This window comes from Streptomyces sp. NBC_00104 (assembly GCF_045160825.1).
GTDB lineage: Bacteria > Actinomycetota > Actinomycetes > Streptomycetales > Streptomycetaceae > Streptomyces.
The window spans coordinates 7353246-7368824 of record NZ_CP108215.1; the positions used below are offsets into that span (position 1 = coordinate 7353246).

Annotated in this window: 16 protein-coding genes; 8 read left to right on the forward strand and 8 right to left on the reverse strand. The window is 70.3% G+C overall.

All coding sequences use genetic code 11. The features are described 5' to 3' along the window. Positions 1-174 precede the first annotated feature (174 nt). Positions 175-642, forward strand: coding sequence for a sec-independent translocase (locus OG272_RS32375; RefSeq protein ID WP_327727925.1), 468 nt, complete (start codon positions 175-177; stop codon positions 640-642). A gap of 283 nt (positions 643-925) precedes the next feature. After that, entirely contained in the window at positions 926-1603 is a 678-nt protein-coding gene (locus tag OG272_RS32380; RefSeq protein WP_327727924.1) for a hypothetical protein, read from the forward strand. A gap of 119 nt (positions 1604-1722) precedes the next feature. Here OG272_RS32380 and OG272_RS32385 read toward each other — a convergent pair whose 3' ends face one another. Genes OG272_RS32385 through OG272_RS32395 form a run of 3 tightly spaced genes read right to left on the reverse strand, consistent with a single transcriptional unit; the run spans position 1723 to position 4898 of the window. After that, a complete protein-coding gene (locus OG272_RS32385; protein ID WP_326577728.1) occupies positions 1723-2856 on the reverse strand; it encodes an Mrp/NBP35 family ATP-binding protein in 1134 nt (377 codons plus the stop codon). Between the two features lie 43 nt (positions 2857-2899). Beyond that, positions 2900-3604, reverse strand: a complete 705-nt coding sequence (locus OG272_RS32390) for a DUF1003 domain-containing protein (protein WP_326577727.1) — start codon at positions 3602-3604, stop codon at positions 2900-2902. Further along, complete coding sequence (locus OG272_RS32395; protein WP_326577726.1) at positions 3594-4898, reverse strand: magnesium transporter MgtE N-terminal domain-containing protein; 1305 nt, start codon at positions 4896-4898, stop codon at positions 3594-3596. Before OG272_RS32395 ends, OG272_RS32390 begins: the two co-directional genes overlap by 11 nt. A 176-nt stretch (positions 4899-5074) precedes the next feature. Between OG272_RS32395 and OG272_RS32400 the strand changes: the two genes are divergently transcribed. Continuing rightward, a complete protein-coding gene (locus OG272_RS32400) occupies positions 5075-5833 on the forward strand; it encodes a hypothetical protein (protein WP_327727923.1) in 759 nt (252 codons plus the stop codon). Between the two features lie 304 nt (positions 5834-6137). Here OG272_RS32400 and OG272_RS32405 read toward each other — a convergent pair whose 3' ends face one another. Together OG272_RS32405 and OG272_RS32410 are read right to left on the reverse strand one after the other, a co-directional pair. Next, the gene (locus tag OG272_RS32405) at positions 6138-6695 is read right to left on the reverse strand and encodes a hypothetical protein (protein WP_405895367.1); all 558 of its coding nucleotides are present in this window, start codon (positions 6693-6695) and stop codon (positions 6138-6140) included. Between the two features lie 101 nt (positions 6696-6796). Continuing rightward, a complete protein-coding gene (locus OG272_RS32410; protein ID WP_327727922.1) occupies positions 6797-7921 on the reverse strand; it encodes a magnesium and cobalt transport protein CorA in 1125 nt (374 codons plus the stop codon). Positions 7922-8508: 587 nt separating this feature from the next. On the opposite strand from OG272_RS32410, the gene OG272_RS32415 reads away from it, so the two are divergent. The 4 genes from OG272_RS32415 (at position 8509) to OG272_RS32430 (ending at position 11878) form a co-directional block, all read left to right on the forward strand. Beyond that, complete coding sequence (locus OG272_RS32415; protein WP_326577723.1) at positions 8509-9093, forward strand: suppressor of fused domain protein; 585 nt, start codon at positions 8509-8511, stop codon at positions 9091-9093. A gap of 242 nt (positions 9094-9335) precedes the next feature. After that, positions 9336-9977, forward strand: a complete 642-nt coding sequence (locus tag OG272_RS32420; RefSeq protein ID WP_326577722.1) for a DUF6758 family protein — start codon at positions 9336-9338, stop codon at positions 9975-9977. Between the two features lie 251 nt (positions 9978-10228). Then, complete coding sequence (locus tag OG272_RS32425; RefSeq protein ID WP_327727921.1) at positions 10229-11089, forward strand: PHP domain-containing protein; 861 nt, start codon at positions 10229-10231, stop codon at positions 11087-11089. A 183-nt stretch (positions 11090-11272) separates the two neighbouring features. After that, on the forward strand, positions 11273-11878 hold the full coding sequence (locus OG272_RS32430; RefSeq protein ID WP_327727920.1) for a MarC family protein: 606 nt from the start codon (positions 11273-11275) through the stop codon (positions 11876-11878). A gap of 106 nt (positions 11879-11984) precedes the next feature. Here the strand turns inward: OG272_RS32430 and OG272_RS32435 are convergent, their stop codons facing one another. Continuing rightward, on the reverse strand, positions 11985-12137 hold the full coding sequence (locus OG272_RS32435; RefSeq protein WP_327727919.1) for a hypothetical protein: 153 nt from the start codon (positions 12135-12137) through the stop codon (positions 11985-11987). A gap of 238 nt (positions 12138-12375) precedes the next feature. Here OG272_RS32435 and OG272_RS32440 point away from each other — a divergent pair, with 238 nt between their 5' ends. Continuing rightward, positions 12376-13281 carry an NYN domain-containing protein gene (locus OG272_RS32440; protein WP_326585630.1) on the forward strand — a complete coding sequence of 302 codons (906 nt, stop codon included), beginning with the start codon at positions 12376-12378 and terminating at the stop codon, positions 13279-13281. Here OG272_RS32440 and OG272_RS32445 read toward each other — a convergent pair. Both OG272_RS32445 and OG272_RS32450 read right to left on the reverse strand, forming a co-directional pair. After that, on the reverse strand, positions 13278-14369 hold the full coding sequence (locus tag OG272_RS32445) for an IS630 family transposase (RefSeq protein WP_405892648.1): 1092 nt from the start codon (positions 14367-14369) through the stop codon (positions 13278-13280). The two genes, OG272_RS32440 and OG272_RS32445, sit on opposite strands and share 4 nt — an antisense overlap. A gap of 112 nt (positions 14370-14481) precedes the next feature. Next, complete coding sequence (locus OG272_RS32450; protein WP_327727917.1) at positions 14482-15360, reverse strand: alpha/beta fold hydrolase; 879 nt, start codon at positions 15358-15360, stop codon at positions 14482-14484. Positions 15361-15579 lie beyond the last annotated feature (219 nt).

Sequence of the window (15579 nt, forward strand, 5' to 3'; positions counted from 1 at the left end):
CACACCCCCTCCTGCCAGGCAAACAGCTGGGAAAACCCGTCGTCCGGTCGTGGTCGGCAGCCGCCGGACAGTACCGGATCGGCAGGATCGCCGGGTACCGTGGATCCGGCCCGGACCACGGAAGACCTGCCGAGGCCCGCGGATCGGGACCGAGGACATGCCAAGGAGCTTCAGGTGTTCAATGACATAGGTGCGCTCGAGGTGGTGACGCTCGTCGTCCTCGCCGTGCTCGTCTTCGGTCCGGACAAGCTCCCGAAGGTGATCCAGGACGTCACGCGGACGATCCGCAAGATCCGCGAGTTCTCGGACAGCGCCAAGGCGGACATCCGCAGCGAACTCGGACCGGAGTTCAAGGACTTCGAGTTCGAGGACCTCAACCCCAAGACGTTCCTCCGCAAGCAGCTGGACAACGACGAACTGGGGCTGAAGGAGATCCGCAGCGGCTTCGACCTGAAGAAGGAGATGGCCGATCTGACGGACGCGGTCCACGGCCGCGAGTCCGACTCGGCGTCCACCCCCGCCCCCGCCGCCATCGGTTCCGGCTCCGACGGCTCCGCGTCGGGCTCGTCCGGCGGAACCATCGACATGACCAAGAAGCCCGAGCCGGCCGAGCGTCCGCCGTACGACATGGACGCCACCTGAGCGGTACACCGCCCGCCGCCCGTACCGCCTCCGGCCTGCCCTTCCGCGCCGTACACCCGTGTGCTGCCGCGCCCCCGTACGTGATGCGATTCATACCGTCACGCGACCTCGTACGGCCCGAACCCGCCCGTACGCCGTCCTGCGCGCCGGGCGCTTTCCCTGCTGCTCGGAGAGCTGTGGCTATGCTGCCCAGTTGTTGTGCGGACTGTAAGAAGAGCGAGCGACGACGCCCGAGGGGGGCGGGCCGCTCCGGTCCGTCGAGAGCTAGGAGGCGTCCGGGCACATGGAGACGACGAGTCGGGTAGGCGCGCAGGCGTCGGCCGCGGAGGGCGGACAACAGGTCCCCTCCGCCCGCCGCACGGTCGACAGCTACCTGCTGGCGCCCTTCCCGTGGTACGGCCTCGACGAGGCCTTCACGGGGCCGCGCTGGCTGATGCAGGTCGGTATGTCGGCGGAAGGAGCCGTCGAGCACGGCTCGATCGGACACGGCGACGAGCCCTCGGTGCGCAACGAGTACACCGCCGGGTCGGACGACGAGGCCAAGGAGCGGTTCGCGGTCGTGGTGACCGTCGCGGCGAACGACGTGCGCCGCAGCGCGGACGGCACCGGTGTGCTGGAGGCCACGTCGGTCTCCTCGGCGGCGTGGCTGGCGGGTGTCGGACTGCTGACCTTCACCTGGCCCGGGCAGCTGGACCACTCCCTGCGGGACGACTGGCTGGATCAGCAGACCGAGACGGCGTGGGTCCTGGCGGACGATCTCGCCGGGGCGGACTGGTCGACGCTGTCGCTGCCGGTGGACGGGGTGCCCACGCCGTTCCACTACCGGGAGTCCGAGTTCGGGTGGGTGCTCGCCGGGTCCACGTCGGAGGGGGTGCACGTGGGGGCGTACGGGAGAGGGATGAGCGCGTACGGGATCGCTTTCGCCATGATCAAGGACATCGCCTCGTACGCCGCCGAGTAGCGGAGCGAGCCGAGCCGAAGGGGCACCGCGTCGTGCTGGTGCGGTGCCCCCTCTTCGCCGTAGGGCGCAGGGTGTGCCCGGCTGCGGGCGCGGGGAGCGCCCTCAGCCGCGTAGCGGGCCTAGAACTTGTTCCTCGGGGTGATTCCCAGGCTCATGCCCGACAGGCCCCTCTGACGGCCGCCCAGCTTGCCGGCGATGGCGCGGAGGGCGGCGCCGGCGGGGGAGTCGGGGTCGGACAGGACGACGGGGCGGCCATCGTCGCCGCCCTCGCGGAGGCGGACGTCGATGGGGATGCTGCCGAGGACCGGGACCGTGGCACCGGTGGTGCGGGTGAGGCCGTCGGCGACGGACTGGCCGCCGCCCGTGCCGAAGACGTCGACCATCTCGTCGCAGTGCGGGCAGGGGAGGCCCGCCATGTTCTCGACGACGCCGACGATCTTCTGGTGGGTCTGGACGGCGATGGAACCGGCGCGCTCGGCGACCTCGGCCGCCGCCTGCTGGGGGGTCGTGACGACGAGGATCTCGGCGTTCGGGACCAGCTGCGCCACCGAGATGGCGATGTCGCCCGTGCCCGGCGGGAGGTCGAGGAGCAGGACGTCCAGGTCGCCCCAGTAGACGTCCGAGAGGAACTGCTGGAGGGCGCGGTGGAGCATCGGGCCGCGCCAGACCACGGGGGTGTTGCCCGGGGTGAACATGCCGATCGAGATGACCTTCACACCGTTCGCGGACGGCGGCATGATCATGTTCTCGACCTGGGTGGGGAGGCCGTCGGCGCCCAGCATGCGGGGCACGGAGTGGCCGTAGATGTCGGCGTCGACGACACCGACCTTGAGGCCGTCGGCCGCCATGGCCGCCGCCAGGTTCACCGTCACCGAGGACTTGCCGACGCCGCCCTTGCCGGACGCGACGGCGTACACCCGGGTGAGGGAGCCCGGCTTGGCGAACGGGACCTCGCGCTCGGCCTGGCCGCCGCGCAGCGCGTTCGCCAGTTCCTTGCGCTGTTCGTCGCTCATGACGTCGAGTTCGACGTCGACACGGGTGACGCCCTCGACCCGCGACACCGCCTCGGTCACGCGCTGGGTGATCGTCTCGCGCATGGGGCAGCCGGAGACCGTCAGGTACACGGCGACCGCGACCGCTCCGTCCGCGCCGATCTCCACGGACTTCACCATCCCGAGTTCGGTGATGGGGCGGTTGATCTCGGGGTCGTTCACCGTCGACAGTGCTTCGCGCACCGCGTCTTCCGTAGCCATAAGGACGATGGTACGGCGACGCGAGGGGCCGCTGGGAGCCCCGTCAGCGGTCGCCCATGTCACGTCCGCGCGGATGTTCCGGCGGGAATACGGTCCGGGTCTCGCGCGGACCGTCACCGTCGCGCTCGTGCAGTTCCCTGACCAGGTCGTGGAGCTCCGAGCGCAGCCAGTCGCGGGTGGCGACCTCGCCGAGGCCGATGCGCAGCGCGGCGATCTCCCTGGTGAGGTACTCGGTGTCGGCGATCGAGCGCTCGTTCTGCTTGCGGTCCTGTTCGAGGTTGACCCGGTCGCGGTCGTCCTGCCGGTTCTGCGCGAGGAGGATCAGCGGGGCGGCGTACGAGGCCTGCAGGGAGAGCATCAGGGTCAGGAAGATGAAGGGGTAGTGGTCCCAGCGCAGGTCGCGTGGGGCGAAGACGTTCCACAGCACCCACAGGATGATGACGACCGTCATCCAGACGATGAACCGCCCGGTGCCCAGGAACCGCGCGATCCGCTCCGACAGCCGTCCGAAGGCCTCCGGGTCCCACTCGGGCAGCAACTTGGGCCGGCGCGGCAGCGGTTGGTCGAGCCGGGTACGCGGGCGGGCGGTGGCCCCGGAGAGCGTGCGCTCCCGCTGGGGCGCCCCGGAGGGCGACGTGCGCTCCCGCGCTCCCGCGCCGGAGTGTGCCCGCTCACGCCCCGCGTGCCGCCCGTCCCGCCCACCGTGCCGCCCGTCACGTCCCTCGCGGCCGTCCCGTTCAGGAGCCATGGGCGGCCCCCTCGTCGTCGACTGCGACGCCGTCGTCCTCGTGCAGATGGAACTCCGCCTCCCGCCAGTCCTCGGGCAGCATGTGGTCCAGTACGTCGTCCACGGTCACCGCGCCCAGCAGCGAGCCGCTCTCGTCGACCACGGGCGCCGCGACCATGTCGTACGTCGCGAAGAACCCGGCGACGGCCCGCAGCGCCGCCTCCGGGTCCAGTGGCTGGAGATCGTCGTCGAGGATCGAGCCGACCAGGGTGTACGGCGGATCGCGCAGCAGCCGCTGGAAGTGGACCGTGCCGAGGTACTTGCCGGTCGGGGTCTCGTCCGGCGGCCGGCACACGTACACCTGGGCGGCGAGCGCGGGGGACAGGTCGGCGTTGCGGACCCGGGCGAGCGCGTCGGCGACGGTCGCGTCCGGGCGCAGCACGATCGGTTCGGTGGTCATCAGACCGCCGGCGGTCTTCTCCTCGTACGCCATGAGCCGCCGAACGTCCGCCGCGTCGTCCGGCTGCATCAGCGTCAGCAGCCGCTCCTGCTCGTCCTCCGGGAGTTCGGCGAGGAGGTCGGCGGCGTCGTCCGGGTCCATGGCCTCCAGGACGTCGGCGGCCCGCTCCTCCTTGAGCTTGCCGAGGATCTCGATCTGGTCGTCCTCGGGCAGCTCCTCCAGGACGTCGGCGAGCCGGTCGTCGTCGAGGGCGGCGGCGACCTCGGCCCGGCGCTTGGGGGAGAGGTGGTGCAGCACGTTGGCCAGGTCGGCCGGGCGGAGCTGCTCGAAGGTCGCGAGGAGGTTCTCGGCGCCCTGCCCGTGCTCCTCCAGGGAGAACCCGGTGACCGCCGACCACTCCACGGTCAGCGTCTCGCCCTTGTGACGCCGGAAGGCGCCCCCCTTGCCCTTCCGTACGAACACCCGGTCGATCTCCCAGTCCCGGCGGGCCGGCAGCTGCTGCACCGAGATGTCGCGGACGGTCACCTCCTCGCCGGTCTCGACGAGGGTCACGCGCCGGTCCAGAAGCTCTCCGATGACCAGCCGTTCGGTGGGGCGCTGCTCGAACCGGCGCACGTTCACGACACCGGTGGTGATGACCTGGCCGGATTCGACGCCGGTGACCCGGGTCATGGGCAGGAAGATCCGGCGGCGGGTGGACAGTTCGACGACCAGACCGAGCAGGCGCGGCGGTTTGCGCCCCACCCGCAGGATGGCCACCAGATCCCGGACTCGGCCCACCTGGTCGCCGTTCGGGTCGAAGACGGCGACGCCGGAGAGGTGGGAGACGAAGATCCGGGGCGCCACTGCCGCCATGAGCCGCCCCTTTCCTTCCCGTCGCGAGGGGATTGTCCGCCGAGGAGGGCTTCAGGCTAGCCCGTCCCGATCGGATACGCCCTGGTGAGCGGTGCGGACGGACTGGCTCAGTGGTGTGCCGGGAGCCCCGGTACTCTGCGGTACGCCTGGACTCCCCACGAAGAGGTGCATCGCCCGTGACTGTGATTCCCCGTACCCGAAGGGCCGCACTGGTGAGCGCCGTCTGCACCCTGGTGGTCGGCGGGCTGGGGCTCACGGGGTGCAGCGAGGATCCGGACGAGGGCACCAACGGGGTCGGCAAGCTGGAGCCGGCGAAGATCCAGAGCACCACGAAGGCGGTGGCCACGGCGGCGGACACGGTCCGGCTGTCCGGAGCCGTGGTGAGCAACGGCAGGACCTACAAGCTGGACATGCGCCTGAAGGAGGACGGCGGCACGGGCTCCGTGACGTCGGAGGGCTCCACCTTCCGGCTGCTGAAGGTCGGCGAGCACCTCTTCCTGAAGGCCGACGCGGACTTCTGGGACCACCAGGACTCCGGGAAGGGCGGCGAGGGCCACGGCGATTCGGAGGCGGCCGCCGCGGACAAGCTGGACGGCATGTATGTGAAGGTGCCGACCGGGGACCCCGCCTACAGGCGGTTCAGCGGCTTCACCGACAAGGACGTCCTCCTCAACAGCCTGCTCACCCTGCACGGCACGCTGTCCACCGACGGCCGCCACGAACAGTCCGGCACCCGCACCATCCGCATCACCGGCGACAAGGGCTCCGGCGGCACCCTCGACGTCTCCCTCGAAGGCACCCCCTACCCCCTCCGCCTCGTCCGCGCCGGAGACGCCGGCACCATCCTCCTCTCCGACTGGGGCAAGGACTTCACCCTGGAGGAGCCGGACGAGAAGGCAGTGGTGGACTACGGCCGGCAACTGCCGACGTCGTAACACGACACCGCGCTGCCTGCGCGGGCGTACCGCGCCTCTATAGGGGCGTACCGCGGGTCTACACGGGCGTACCGCGCGCGCCTGCGCGGGACCGCCGCCTCCGAGAGCCGGCCGCGCTGCTTCGCCGCTCGGCTCTGCTCCGCCGCACCGCCGGCTCACTGATCTCCGCCGCGGTGGTGATGAGCCACGCCTCCGGTTTCGGGTGGTGCCGAACCCGGCCGGGCCCACCACCCGGGCGCCTGGGCGCGATCCGGCGCCCGGCCCGATCCACGACACGAAGCAGGCCTCGATCAGGACCCGGCTCTCACTGCCTGCGCTTGCGGCGGCCGAAGAGCAGGCGCGGGACCGCCGCCGGAATGGGCCGGCGCGTCGTCGCGGGTGTCGGGGCCGGCCGCTCCGCCAGGTCGTCGTCGGGCAGCGGCAGGGTCGTACCCGTCGGCTGCAGGCGGAGCACACGGCATTCGCGGGCCCAGCGGGCCGGCATCGCCTCGCCGTCGGGGGCGTTGAGGCGTTTGCCCTTGAGCTCGGACACGGCGGCCTCCCACTCGGGGGAGTCCGGGGCCAGTTCGACGACGCTCGCGGCCCAGCTGACCAGCCGCCCGCCCTTGTCCTTGCTGCGAACGGTCACCACAGCCGAGCCCCCGTCGACCAGCCCCGGCAGCGGCTGCTCACCCGGCCCGTCGCCCACGACACACGCCGCACCCTCGTGCCAGACGTGCCACAGCGCCCGCGACGGCACACCCCGGCCCTCGTGCGTCGGCACCCCGTCACCCCGCGCCCAGATGAGCCCGGACTTCTTGGTGGCCTCTTCGACGAGGGCCCGATCGAGCAGCACATCGGCGGTCAGCGAGTCGGCGGTCATGGGGGCAGCCTAACCGTGCCCCACGCAAGCGGACCGTGCCCTCTCGAAGGCACCCGGCCCGCTGCCCCGCCCCCGGTGCCGCCGCCCCGGCCCGCGCCGGGCTACAGCCATCCGTTGCGCTTCAGCGTCCGGTGGATGCCGAGGCAGAGCGCGACCGTGACGCCGAGGACCACCGGGTAGCCGAACTTCCAGTGCGTCTCCGGCATGTAGTCGAAGTTCATGCCGTACACGCCGCACACCATCGTCGGTACGGCGATGATGGCCGCCCACGACGTGATCTTGCGCATGTCCTCGTTCTGCGCGACGGAGGCCTGCGCCAGGTTCGCCTGGAGGATCGAGTTGAGGAGCTCGTCGAAGCCGACGACCTGCTCCTGGACGCGGGCGAGGTGGTCCGCCACGTCACGGAAGTACTTCTGGATGTCCGGGTCGATCAGCCGCATCGGCCGCTCGCTCAGCAGCTGCATGGGCCGCACCAGCGGCAGCACCGCGCGCTTGAACTCCATGACCTCGCGCTTGAGTTGGTAGATCCGGCCGGCGTCGGTGCCCCGGGGCGTGCCCTTGCGCCCGGGAGAGAACACCTCCGTCTCCACCTCGTCGATGTCGTCCTGCACGGCGTCCGCGACCGCCACGTACCCGTCGACGACGTGGTCGGCGATGGCGTGCAGCACGGCCGACGGGCCCTTGGACAGCAACTCCGGGTCGTCCTGCAGCCGGTGACGCAGCGCCCGCAACGAGCCCTGCCCGCCGTGCCGGACGGTGATGAAGAAGTCCCGCCCGGTGAAGCACATGACCTCGCCGGACTCCACGACCTCGCTGGTGGCGGTGAGTTCGTCGTGCTCGACGTAGTGGATGGTCTTGAAGACGGTGAACAGGGTGTCGTCGTAGCGCTCCAGCTTCGGCCGCTGGTGCGCGTGCACCGCGTCCTCCACGGCCAGCGGGTGCAGCCCGAACTCGGCGGCGATACCGGCGAATTCGGCCTCCGACGGCTCGTGCAGGCCGATCCAGACGAAACCGCCGTCGCGGCGCACCTGACGGATCGCCTCGTGCGGGGTCAGGTTGCGCTCGAAGGTGACGCGCGCACCGTCGCGGTAGACGGCACAGTCCACGACGGCCGTCACCGCCTCCGCCGGACGCGTGGTGTCGTACACGCCCCCGTCCTTGCGGAGCGACAGTCGGGCGGGACGGGACGGGCGGACCGCGGCGCGCAGGTTGTGGATCATCGACATGAGCAGGCTCCTTCGCAACGAAAGGCCGCCGACGACGGTTGGAACTACCCGGAATGGGGACGTTTTGACTGCGGATGTTTGGCACGTCCACAAAGCGGGGAGCACCGCACCGTCGCGGTGACAGCTTCGCTTGATTCAGATCAGGCGACGGCCGACCGGTGAGAGCCGGAGACGTCTGATCGGCGATTCGGATCAAGACGGGAAAGAAGTGCTCTTCCGATGCGCGACGACCGGCGAGCGGCACGAAGCGAGTGAGGGTGGTAGCCAGCGGAGCGAGAACTACGGCTACGGCGACAGCTACGGAACTCGGCGAGCGGAAGAGCGGGTGGTACTGCCAGGTCGACTTCGGTCCATCGCAGCCCCACCTCCTCCGGCCGGTCCCTCGTAAGGGACGTTCCATACCCCGTTCGGGGTTCCCCGTAAGGGAGTCAGTCTTTTCGGTCCGGGGCGCGAAGGCATGAGAAGCCTTGAGTGCGAGGCTTCTGAGTGCTGCCCGCATGCTGTCCCGACCGGCGCCCCAGACTAACAGTCGGCTGAAGTGTCAAGGCGCCCGTTTGCCGGTTCCTGACGAGTTCTATGCTCGGCTCATGGCTGATGTTCTTCCGTTGGTGGAGGCCCGTTTGCGCACCGCGCTGGGCGAACCGGACGCGCGCGCCGCGGTCACCTTCCTCGGCACCGACCGCATCGAGGTCCTCCGTTTCACCGACGGCGACGTCGTCCGCTACGCCACGCTCGGCATGTCCGCCCAGCCGATGGCCGACCCCACCGCGGTCCTCGCCGACCCCGTCAAGGGCCCCCGCGCGGAGCTCGTCCTGTCCGTGCGGCACGGCGTCGCCGACACCGACAAGGTGCTCCGCCCGCTCGCCGTGCTCGCCGCGTCGCCGCAGGTCGAGGGTGTGATCGTGGCCCCCGGTGCCTCCCTCGACGTGGGTGGTCCGCTCTGGCCCGGCGCCCCCTTCACCTCGGTCCTCGTCGCCGAGTCCGGCGGCCTGGTCGAGGACCTCGAACTCGACGCCCCGGCCGACCCCGTACGGTTCCTGCCCCTTCTCCCGATGACCGCCAACGAGGCCGCCTGGAAGCGGGTGCACGGCGCCCAGGCACTCCAGGAGCGCTGGCTCACCCACGGGACGGACCTCCGCGACCCGGGCCGCACATCGGTCCGCCTGGACTGACCGGACCGCCCGACACGACTTCCCCGTGTGACGGACGGCACGCCATACGTGACCGGAGGCCGCTCGACAGGTGGCCGAAAACAACCGCTTCCCTTGACCGTGTGGGTAGTTGATTCCGTTGGTCGGTCCGAGGGGCCGTCCGCCGGCCGGAGTCCGGCGTCCGTGCGCGGAATGTGACGCGCACACGCCGGACGGGTGATCGTCCTTGACGCGAGGAAGCACGGGGAGGACCGTTGGGCCCTATGAGGGGCGAACCCAGTTGCCCGAAGTGTGGTGGCCGGGTCAGGGCTCCCGGCCTCTTTGCCGACTCCTGGCAGTGCGCCGCGCACGGGACGGTACACCCGCTGCAGCCCGTGATCCCGCCCAGCGTCGAGGCCCTCAGTGTCGTGGTGCACCGCGCCAAGGTGCCGGTCTGGATGCCGTGGCCGCTGCCCGTGGGCTGGCTGTTCACGGGTGCCGCCTTCGCCGGGGACGACCGCAGCGGCGGACGTGCCACCGCCGTGGCCTGTTCCGGTCCCGGTCCGCTCGGGGGCGTGGGAGAACTCGTCCTCATCGCGGAGGAACTCGGCGTCGGTCTCGGTGCCCGGTACGCGGGCATCGACGGGCCCGATCCCGGGCCGTATCTGAGCGTCGAGAAACCGCCCCAGGCGAAGGTGCTGGCCGCGGGGCGGCCGACACCGCTGTGGCATGTCACCGGCACACCGGACGACCGGGCGGTCTTCGCGGGCGAGGCGCTCGGGCTGTGGCTGTGGGCGGTCGTGTGGCCCGAGCAGACCGGGTTGCTGATGTACGACGAGCTGGTGCTGACGGATCTGCGGGATGCGGGGGCGGAGGTGGAGCTGCTGCCGTGCGGGGCGCTGTCGCCTCGGATCCTGGAGCCGTAGGGCGTGGATGCTGGAACCGTAGGGCGCCCATGGGGTGAGGGCTTCGGGTGCTCGGGCGGCTGCGAGTCGTTCTTGGCTGGTCGCGCGGTTCCCCGCGCCCCGGACTCCGCTGCCCCTGGCCGGGAATGGCAGTAGCCCCTTCCGCGCGCCTGTAGGGGGCACTCCGGGGTTTCAGGTGTGACAGGAGTGGTCCGGAAGGGCGTTATCCTTGAGCGTCCGCTTCCGTTTCGTCTGCGCCTGGAGTCCGAGTCGTGCGTATCGATCTGCACAGCCACTCCACGGCTTCCGACGGCACGGACACCCCGGCCGAGCTGGTGCGGAAGGCGTCCGCGGCAGGGCTGGACGTCGTCGCGCTGACCGACCACGACACCACGCGCGGGCACGCCGAGGCGATCGCCGCGCTGCCCGAGGGGCTCACGCTGGTCACCGGCGCCGAGCTGTCCTGCCGGCTGGACGGCGTCAGCATGCACATGCTGGCCTATCTGTTCGACCCCGAGGAACCCGGGCTGCTCGCCGAGCGTGAGCTGGTCCGGGACGACCGGGTCCCGCGGGCCCGCGGGATGATCGCCAAGCTGAACGAGCTGGGCGTGCCGGTGACCTGGGAGCAGGTCGCGCGGATCGCTGGCGGCGGTTCCGTGGGGCGGCCGCACGTGGCCACCGCCCTCGTCGAACTCGGCGTCGTACCGACCGTGAGCGACGCCTTCACGCAGCAGTGGCTCGCCGACGGCGGCCGCGCCTACGTCGAGAAGCACGAGACCGACCCCTTCGAGGCGATCCGGCTGATCAAGGGCGCCGGTGGCGTCGCCGTCTTCGCCCACCCCGCCGCCGTCAAACGCGGCCGGACCGTGGCGGAGTCCGCCATCGCCGAGCTGGCCGCCGCCGGGCTCGACGGCATCGAGGTCGACCACATGGAGCACGACCCGGCGACCAGGGCGCGGCTGCGCGGCCTGGCGAAGGAGCTGGGACTCCTCACCACCGGATCCTCGGACTACCACGGCAGCCGCAAGACCTGCGTGCTCGGCGAGTACACGACCGATCCCGAGGTGTACGGGGAGATCACCCGGCGGGCCACCGGAGCGTTTCCCGTCCCGGGGACCGGCGGAGCCCGCTAGCCCGTCCGTTCGTGGGACGGCACCCGGCGGCTGTCGGCTGTGCCCACCCTCCCCCAGCTCTCCACCCCGTTCGAGCCGGGCGGTGCCCTCATCGCCCTGCGGAAACGATTGCCCACAGTGGTTACCGGCCATCACACTGGGCTGCCCTCTTTCCTTCGTTCTTGACTCTCGCAAGGCACCTCTGTGTTCGATCTCGCCGTCTTCGGTTCCCTCTTCCTCACTCTCTTCGTGATCATGGATCCCCCCGGGATCACCCCGATCTTCCTCGGGCTCACCGCCGGGCGGCCCGCGCGCACCCAGAAGCGGATGGCATTCCAGGCCGTCTGTGTGGCCGGAGGCGTGATCACCGTCTTCGGGCTGCTCGGGCACCAGATCCTGGACTATCTGCATGTGTCCGTGCCGGCGCTGATGATCGCCGGCGGGCTGCTGCTTCTGCTGATCGCGCTGGATCTGCTGACCGGCAAGACGGACGAGCCGAAGCAGACGAAGGACGTGAACGTCGCGCTCGTGCCGCTGGGGATGCCGCTGCTGGCCGGTCCCGGGGCGATCGTGTCGGTGATCCTGGCGGTGCAGAAGGCGGACGGCGTGGCCGGTCAGATGTCCGTGTGGGCCGCGATCCTGGCGATCCACGTCGTGCTCTGGCTGACGATGCGGTACTCGCTGCTGATCATCCGGGTCATCAAGGACGGCGGCGTGGTGCTGGTGACCCGCCTCGCGGGCATGATGCTCTCCGCGATCGCCGTGCAGCAGATCATCAACGGTGTCACCCAGGTCGTGCGGGGCGGTTGAGCGGCTCGGCCCGGCCGGTCCGCCGGGACGGACCTGTGGCGGACATAGCAGAGCCCCGTACGGCGTCGTGCCGTACGGGGCTCTGAAGTGTGAACGGATCCGCGTACTACGGGGCGGTCACGTCTGCCGGGCGGATCCAGAGGCGCTGCCCGATGGCGGCGGCCTGCTGCACGATCCGGTTGACGGAGGCGGCGTCCACGACGGTGCTGTCCACGGGTGTACCGCTGACGTCGTCGAGTCGCAGAATTTCGAAGCGCAAGGGCTTCTCCCTTCGTCTGGTCATCCTCCTAAGGAGAACTACTGGTGGTGGTTCGCGGGTCGTCGGTGCCCGTGTTCCATGAGGAGTCAACGGCATGCGTGTGACAAACATTCCCTACGCTAAGGAAAATTTTCGAGAAGCTAATTACTAGCCGGTAAGCGGTAGGCGTGGGGATGCCTGCCCGGAGGCGAGAAGACTGACTGGGACCGGTTGTGTTCGTAGCGTGACCGCCGGGACAATGGGGGTGATGAACGACGACCTCACGGCGCTCGGCGCCCGCATCGACCGTACGAACGAGCTGCTTCACCGCATGCTCGCCGAGGTGGCGAAGACGCCCTCGACCCACGCGATCTTCGTCGATGCCGGGTATCTGTACGCGGCCGCCGGACGGCTCGTCGCGGGGACGGAGGACCGGCGGTCCTTCGACCTCGACGCGGAGGGACTCATCGACGCGCTGATCGACAAGGCCCGCACGATCTTCGCGGACAGCCGACTGCTGCGGGTCTACTGGTACGACGGGGCGCGCCGCCGCATCCATACGGCGGAACAGCAGACGATCGCCGAACTGCCGGACGTGAAGGTGCGACTGGGTAATCTCAACGCCAACAACCAGCAGAAGGGCGTCGACTCCCTGATCCGCACCGATCTGGAGTCACTGGCCCGGCACCGCGCGATCAGCGACGCCGCCCTCCTCGGCGGCGACGAGGACCTGGTCTCGGCGGTCGAGGCCGCGCAGGGGTACGGGGCGCGGGTCCACCTGTGGGGCATCGAGGCCCCCGAGGGCCGCAACCAGGCCGAGCCGCTGCTCTGGGAGGTCGACAGCCAGCGGACCTTCGACCTCGACTTCTTCAAGCCGTACGTGTCACGGCGGGCCGCCGCCACCTACGAGACCCCCACCGGCGCCCGCCCCACCCGCGAGGACGTTCGCTTCGTCGGCGCCCAGATCGCCGCGAAGTGGCTCGCCTCCCGGGGCCGGGAGACCCTGCAGGAGCTTCTCCACGGCCACCCGTACCTCCCCGGCTCCGTCGACCAGGACCTGCTCGTCGAGGCGGAGGGACTGCTCCAGTACTCGCTGCGGGGGCAGGCGGACCTGAGACGGGCACTGCGGGACGGGTTCTGGGAGCACCTCCGAGCGCAGTACTAGTGTTCCGAGTCGGGAATTCTGTTCAGATAACTGGCGAGGCGTTCGAGGATCTCGTCTGCGGTCTTCGTCCAGACGTAGGGCTTCGGGTCGGTGTTCCAGGCGGCGATCCAGTTGCGGATGTCCTTCTCCAGGGCTTGGACGGACCTGTGAACGCCGCGCCGTATCTGCTTGTTGGTCAGTTCGGCGAACCATCGCTCGACGAGGTTCAGCCAGGACGAGCCGGTCGGTGTGAAGTGCAGGTGGAAGCGGGGGTGGGCCGGCAGCCACTTCTTGATGGCGGGGGTCTTGTGGGTGGCGTAGTTGTCGCAGATGAGGTGGACATCCAGGTCGGCGGGCACCTCTTTGTCGAGCTTGGTGAGGAACTTCTTGAACTCCTCAGCCCGATGTCTGCGGTGCAGGGAGCCGATCACTTTGCCGGTGGCGACCTCGAGGGCGGCGAACAGGGTGGTGGTGCCGGCGCGGACGTGGTCGTGGGTCACCCGCTCGGGAACCCCGGGCATCATTGGCAGCACGGGCTGGGATCGGTCCAGGGCCTGGATCTGCGACTTCTCGTCGGCGCAGAACACCAGGGCCCGCTCGGGCGGGTCCAGGTAAAGGCCGACGACATCGTGGACCTTGTCGACGAAGTACGGATCGGTCGACAGTTTGAAGGTCTCCGACCGGTGCGGCTGCAGGCCGAAGGCCCGCCAGATCCGTGAAACCGACGACTGCGAGAGGCCCGTCTCCTTCGCCATCGACCGCGTCGACCAGTGCGTTGCGTTCTTCGGAGTGGATTCCAGCGTCTTGGTGACTACCGCGGCAACCTGCTCGTCCGTCACGGTCCTTGGGCCGCCCGGACGCGGCATGTCACCCAGACCGGCGATCCGGTACTGCACGAACCGGGCCCGCCAGCGGCCCACCGCATGGGGTGTGGAACCGAGCTGAGCAGCCACGTCCTTGTTCGAGGCGCCCTCGGCGCAGGCCAGGATGATCCGACACCGCAACGCCCATGCCTGCGGCGTGGAACGTCGCCGCACCCACTCCTCGAGTGCGGCCCGTTCTTCGTCCGACAGTGTCAACTCGGCCTTCGGCCGCCCCGTCCGTGCCATGGAGCAAGCCTATACATCTGAACAGAATTCCCGACTCAGAACACTAGCAGCGAGCGCGGTACCAGGAGTACGGGACGGTACGGGAGGCGGCTGCCGGGGCCCTGCCGCCGGGTCAGCCGGTGGTGATCCCGTCCCAGAAGGCGACGAGGGCGTCCGCCGTCGCCTTCGGCTGATCGGTGTTGGGGGAGTGCTCGGCGTCCCGGATGACGGTGCGGTGGGCGGCCAGTCGTACGGCCATGTCGTCGATGACCGGGATCGGCCAGGTGTCGTCGTGTTCGCCGGACAGCACGTGCTTGGGCAGGTCCACGGCGGCCAGTTCGGCGACACGGTCGGGTTCCGCGCAGAGCTGGCGGCCCGTGGCGATGAGCTGGGCGGGGCTGGTGGTGAGCCAGCGGCGGCGCAGGTCGGCGCGGTCGTCCAAACCCTCGTCGAGGGCGCCGGTCTCGCTCTCCTCCGGCTCCGGGGCCTCCATCGCCTGGATGGCCTCCCACACCTGCTCCATGTCCATCACGGCCAGGGCGTCCCGCAACAGCGTCACGCGCTGCTGCTGGCCGACCGAGATATGGGCGGGGCCCGAGGCCATGAGGGTGAGCGAGGCGAACAGGGAGGCGTCCTGCAGCACGGCGGCGCGGGAGATCTGACCGCCGAGGGAGTGACCGACGAGGTGCAGCGGGCCGCCGTCGCTCACGGCCTCCGCCTGGGCGAGCAGATCCTTCGCCAACTCGGCCTGCGCGTACGGCGCTTCGTCGTCCTCGGCACCCGGGCTCTCGTACTGCCCGCGTCCGTCCACCGCCACCGTCCGGTACCCCGCCTCCGCCAACGGTTCATGCAGCGCGATGAAGTCCTCTTTGCTTCCGGTGAACCCCGGCACGAGCAGCACGGTCCCCTTCACCGCCACCCCCGCCTCGATCACGGCGAACTCCCCACGAGGGGTACGCAGAAGATGGGCGCAGGCACCGGCGGGCGGAGTGAAGGACGGGGGACGGCTCATGGAGGGAGGGTAACCGTCGCCCGAACCGGCTGACCGCGCCACCCCTTCGCCCGCGAGGGGTTCGCCATGGGGCGCGTGGGCCGAGGCTGCTCGGGCATCACCCCTGTAAGGCGGGGCGCAGCCCCCTGCCTTCCAGGGGCGCGGGGAACCGCGCGAGAACCCCCACCGGACCCGCCGCTGGGGGTCCGAGGGGCGCAGCCCCTTGGGGATGGGACGGGT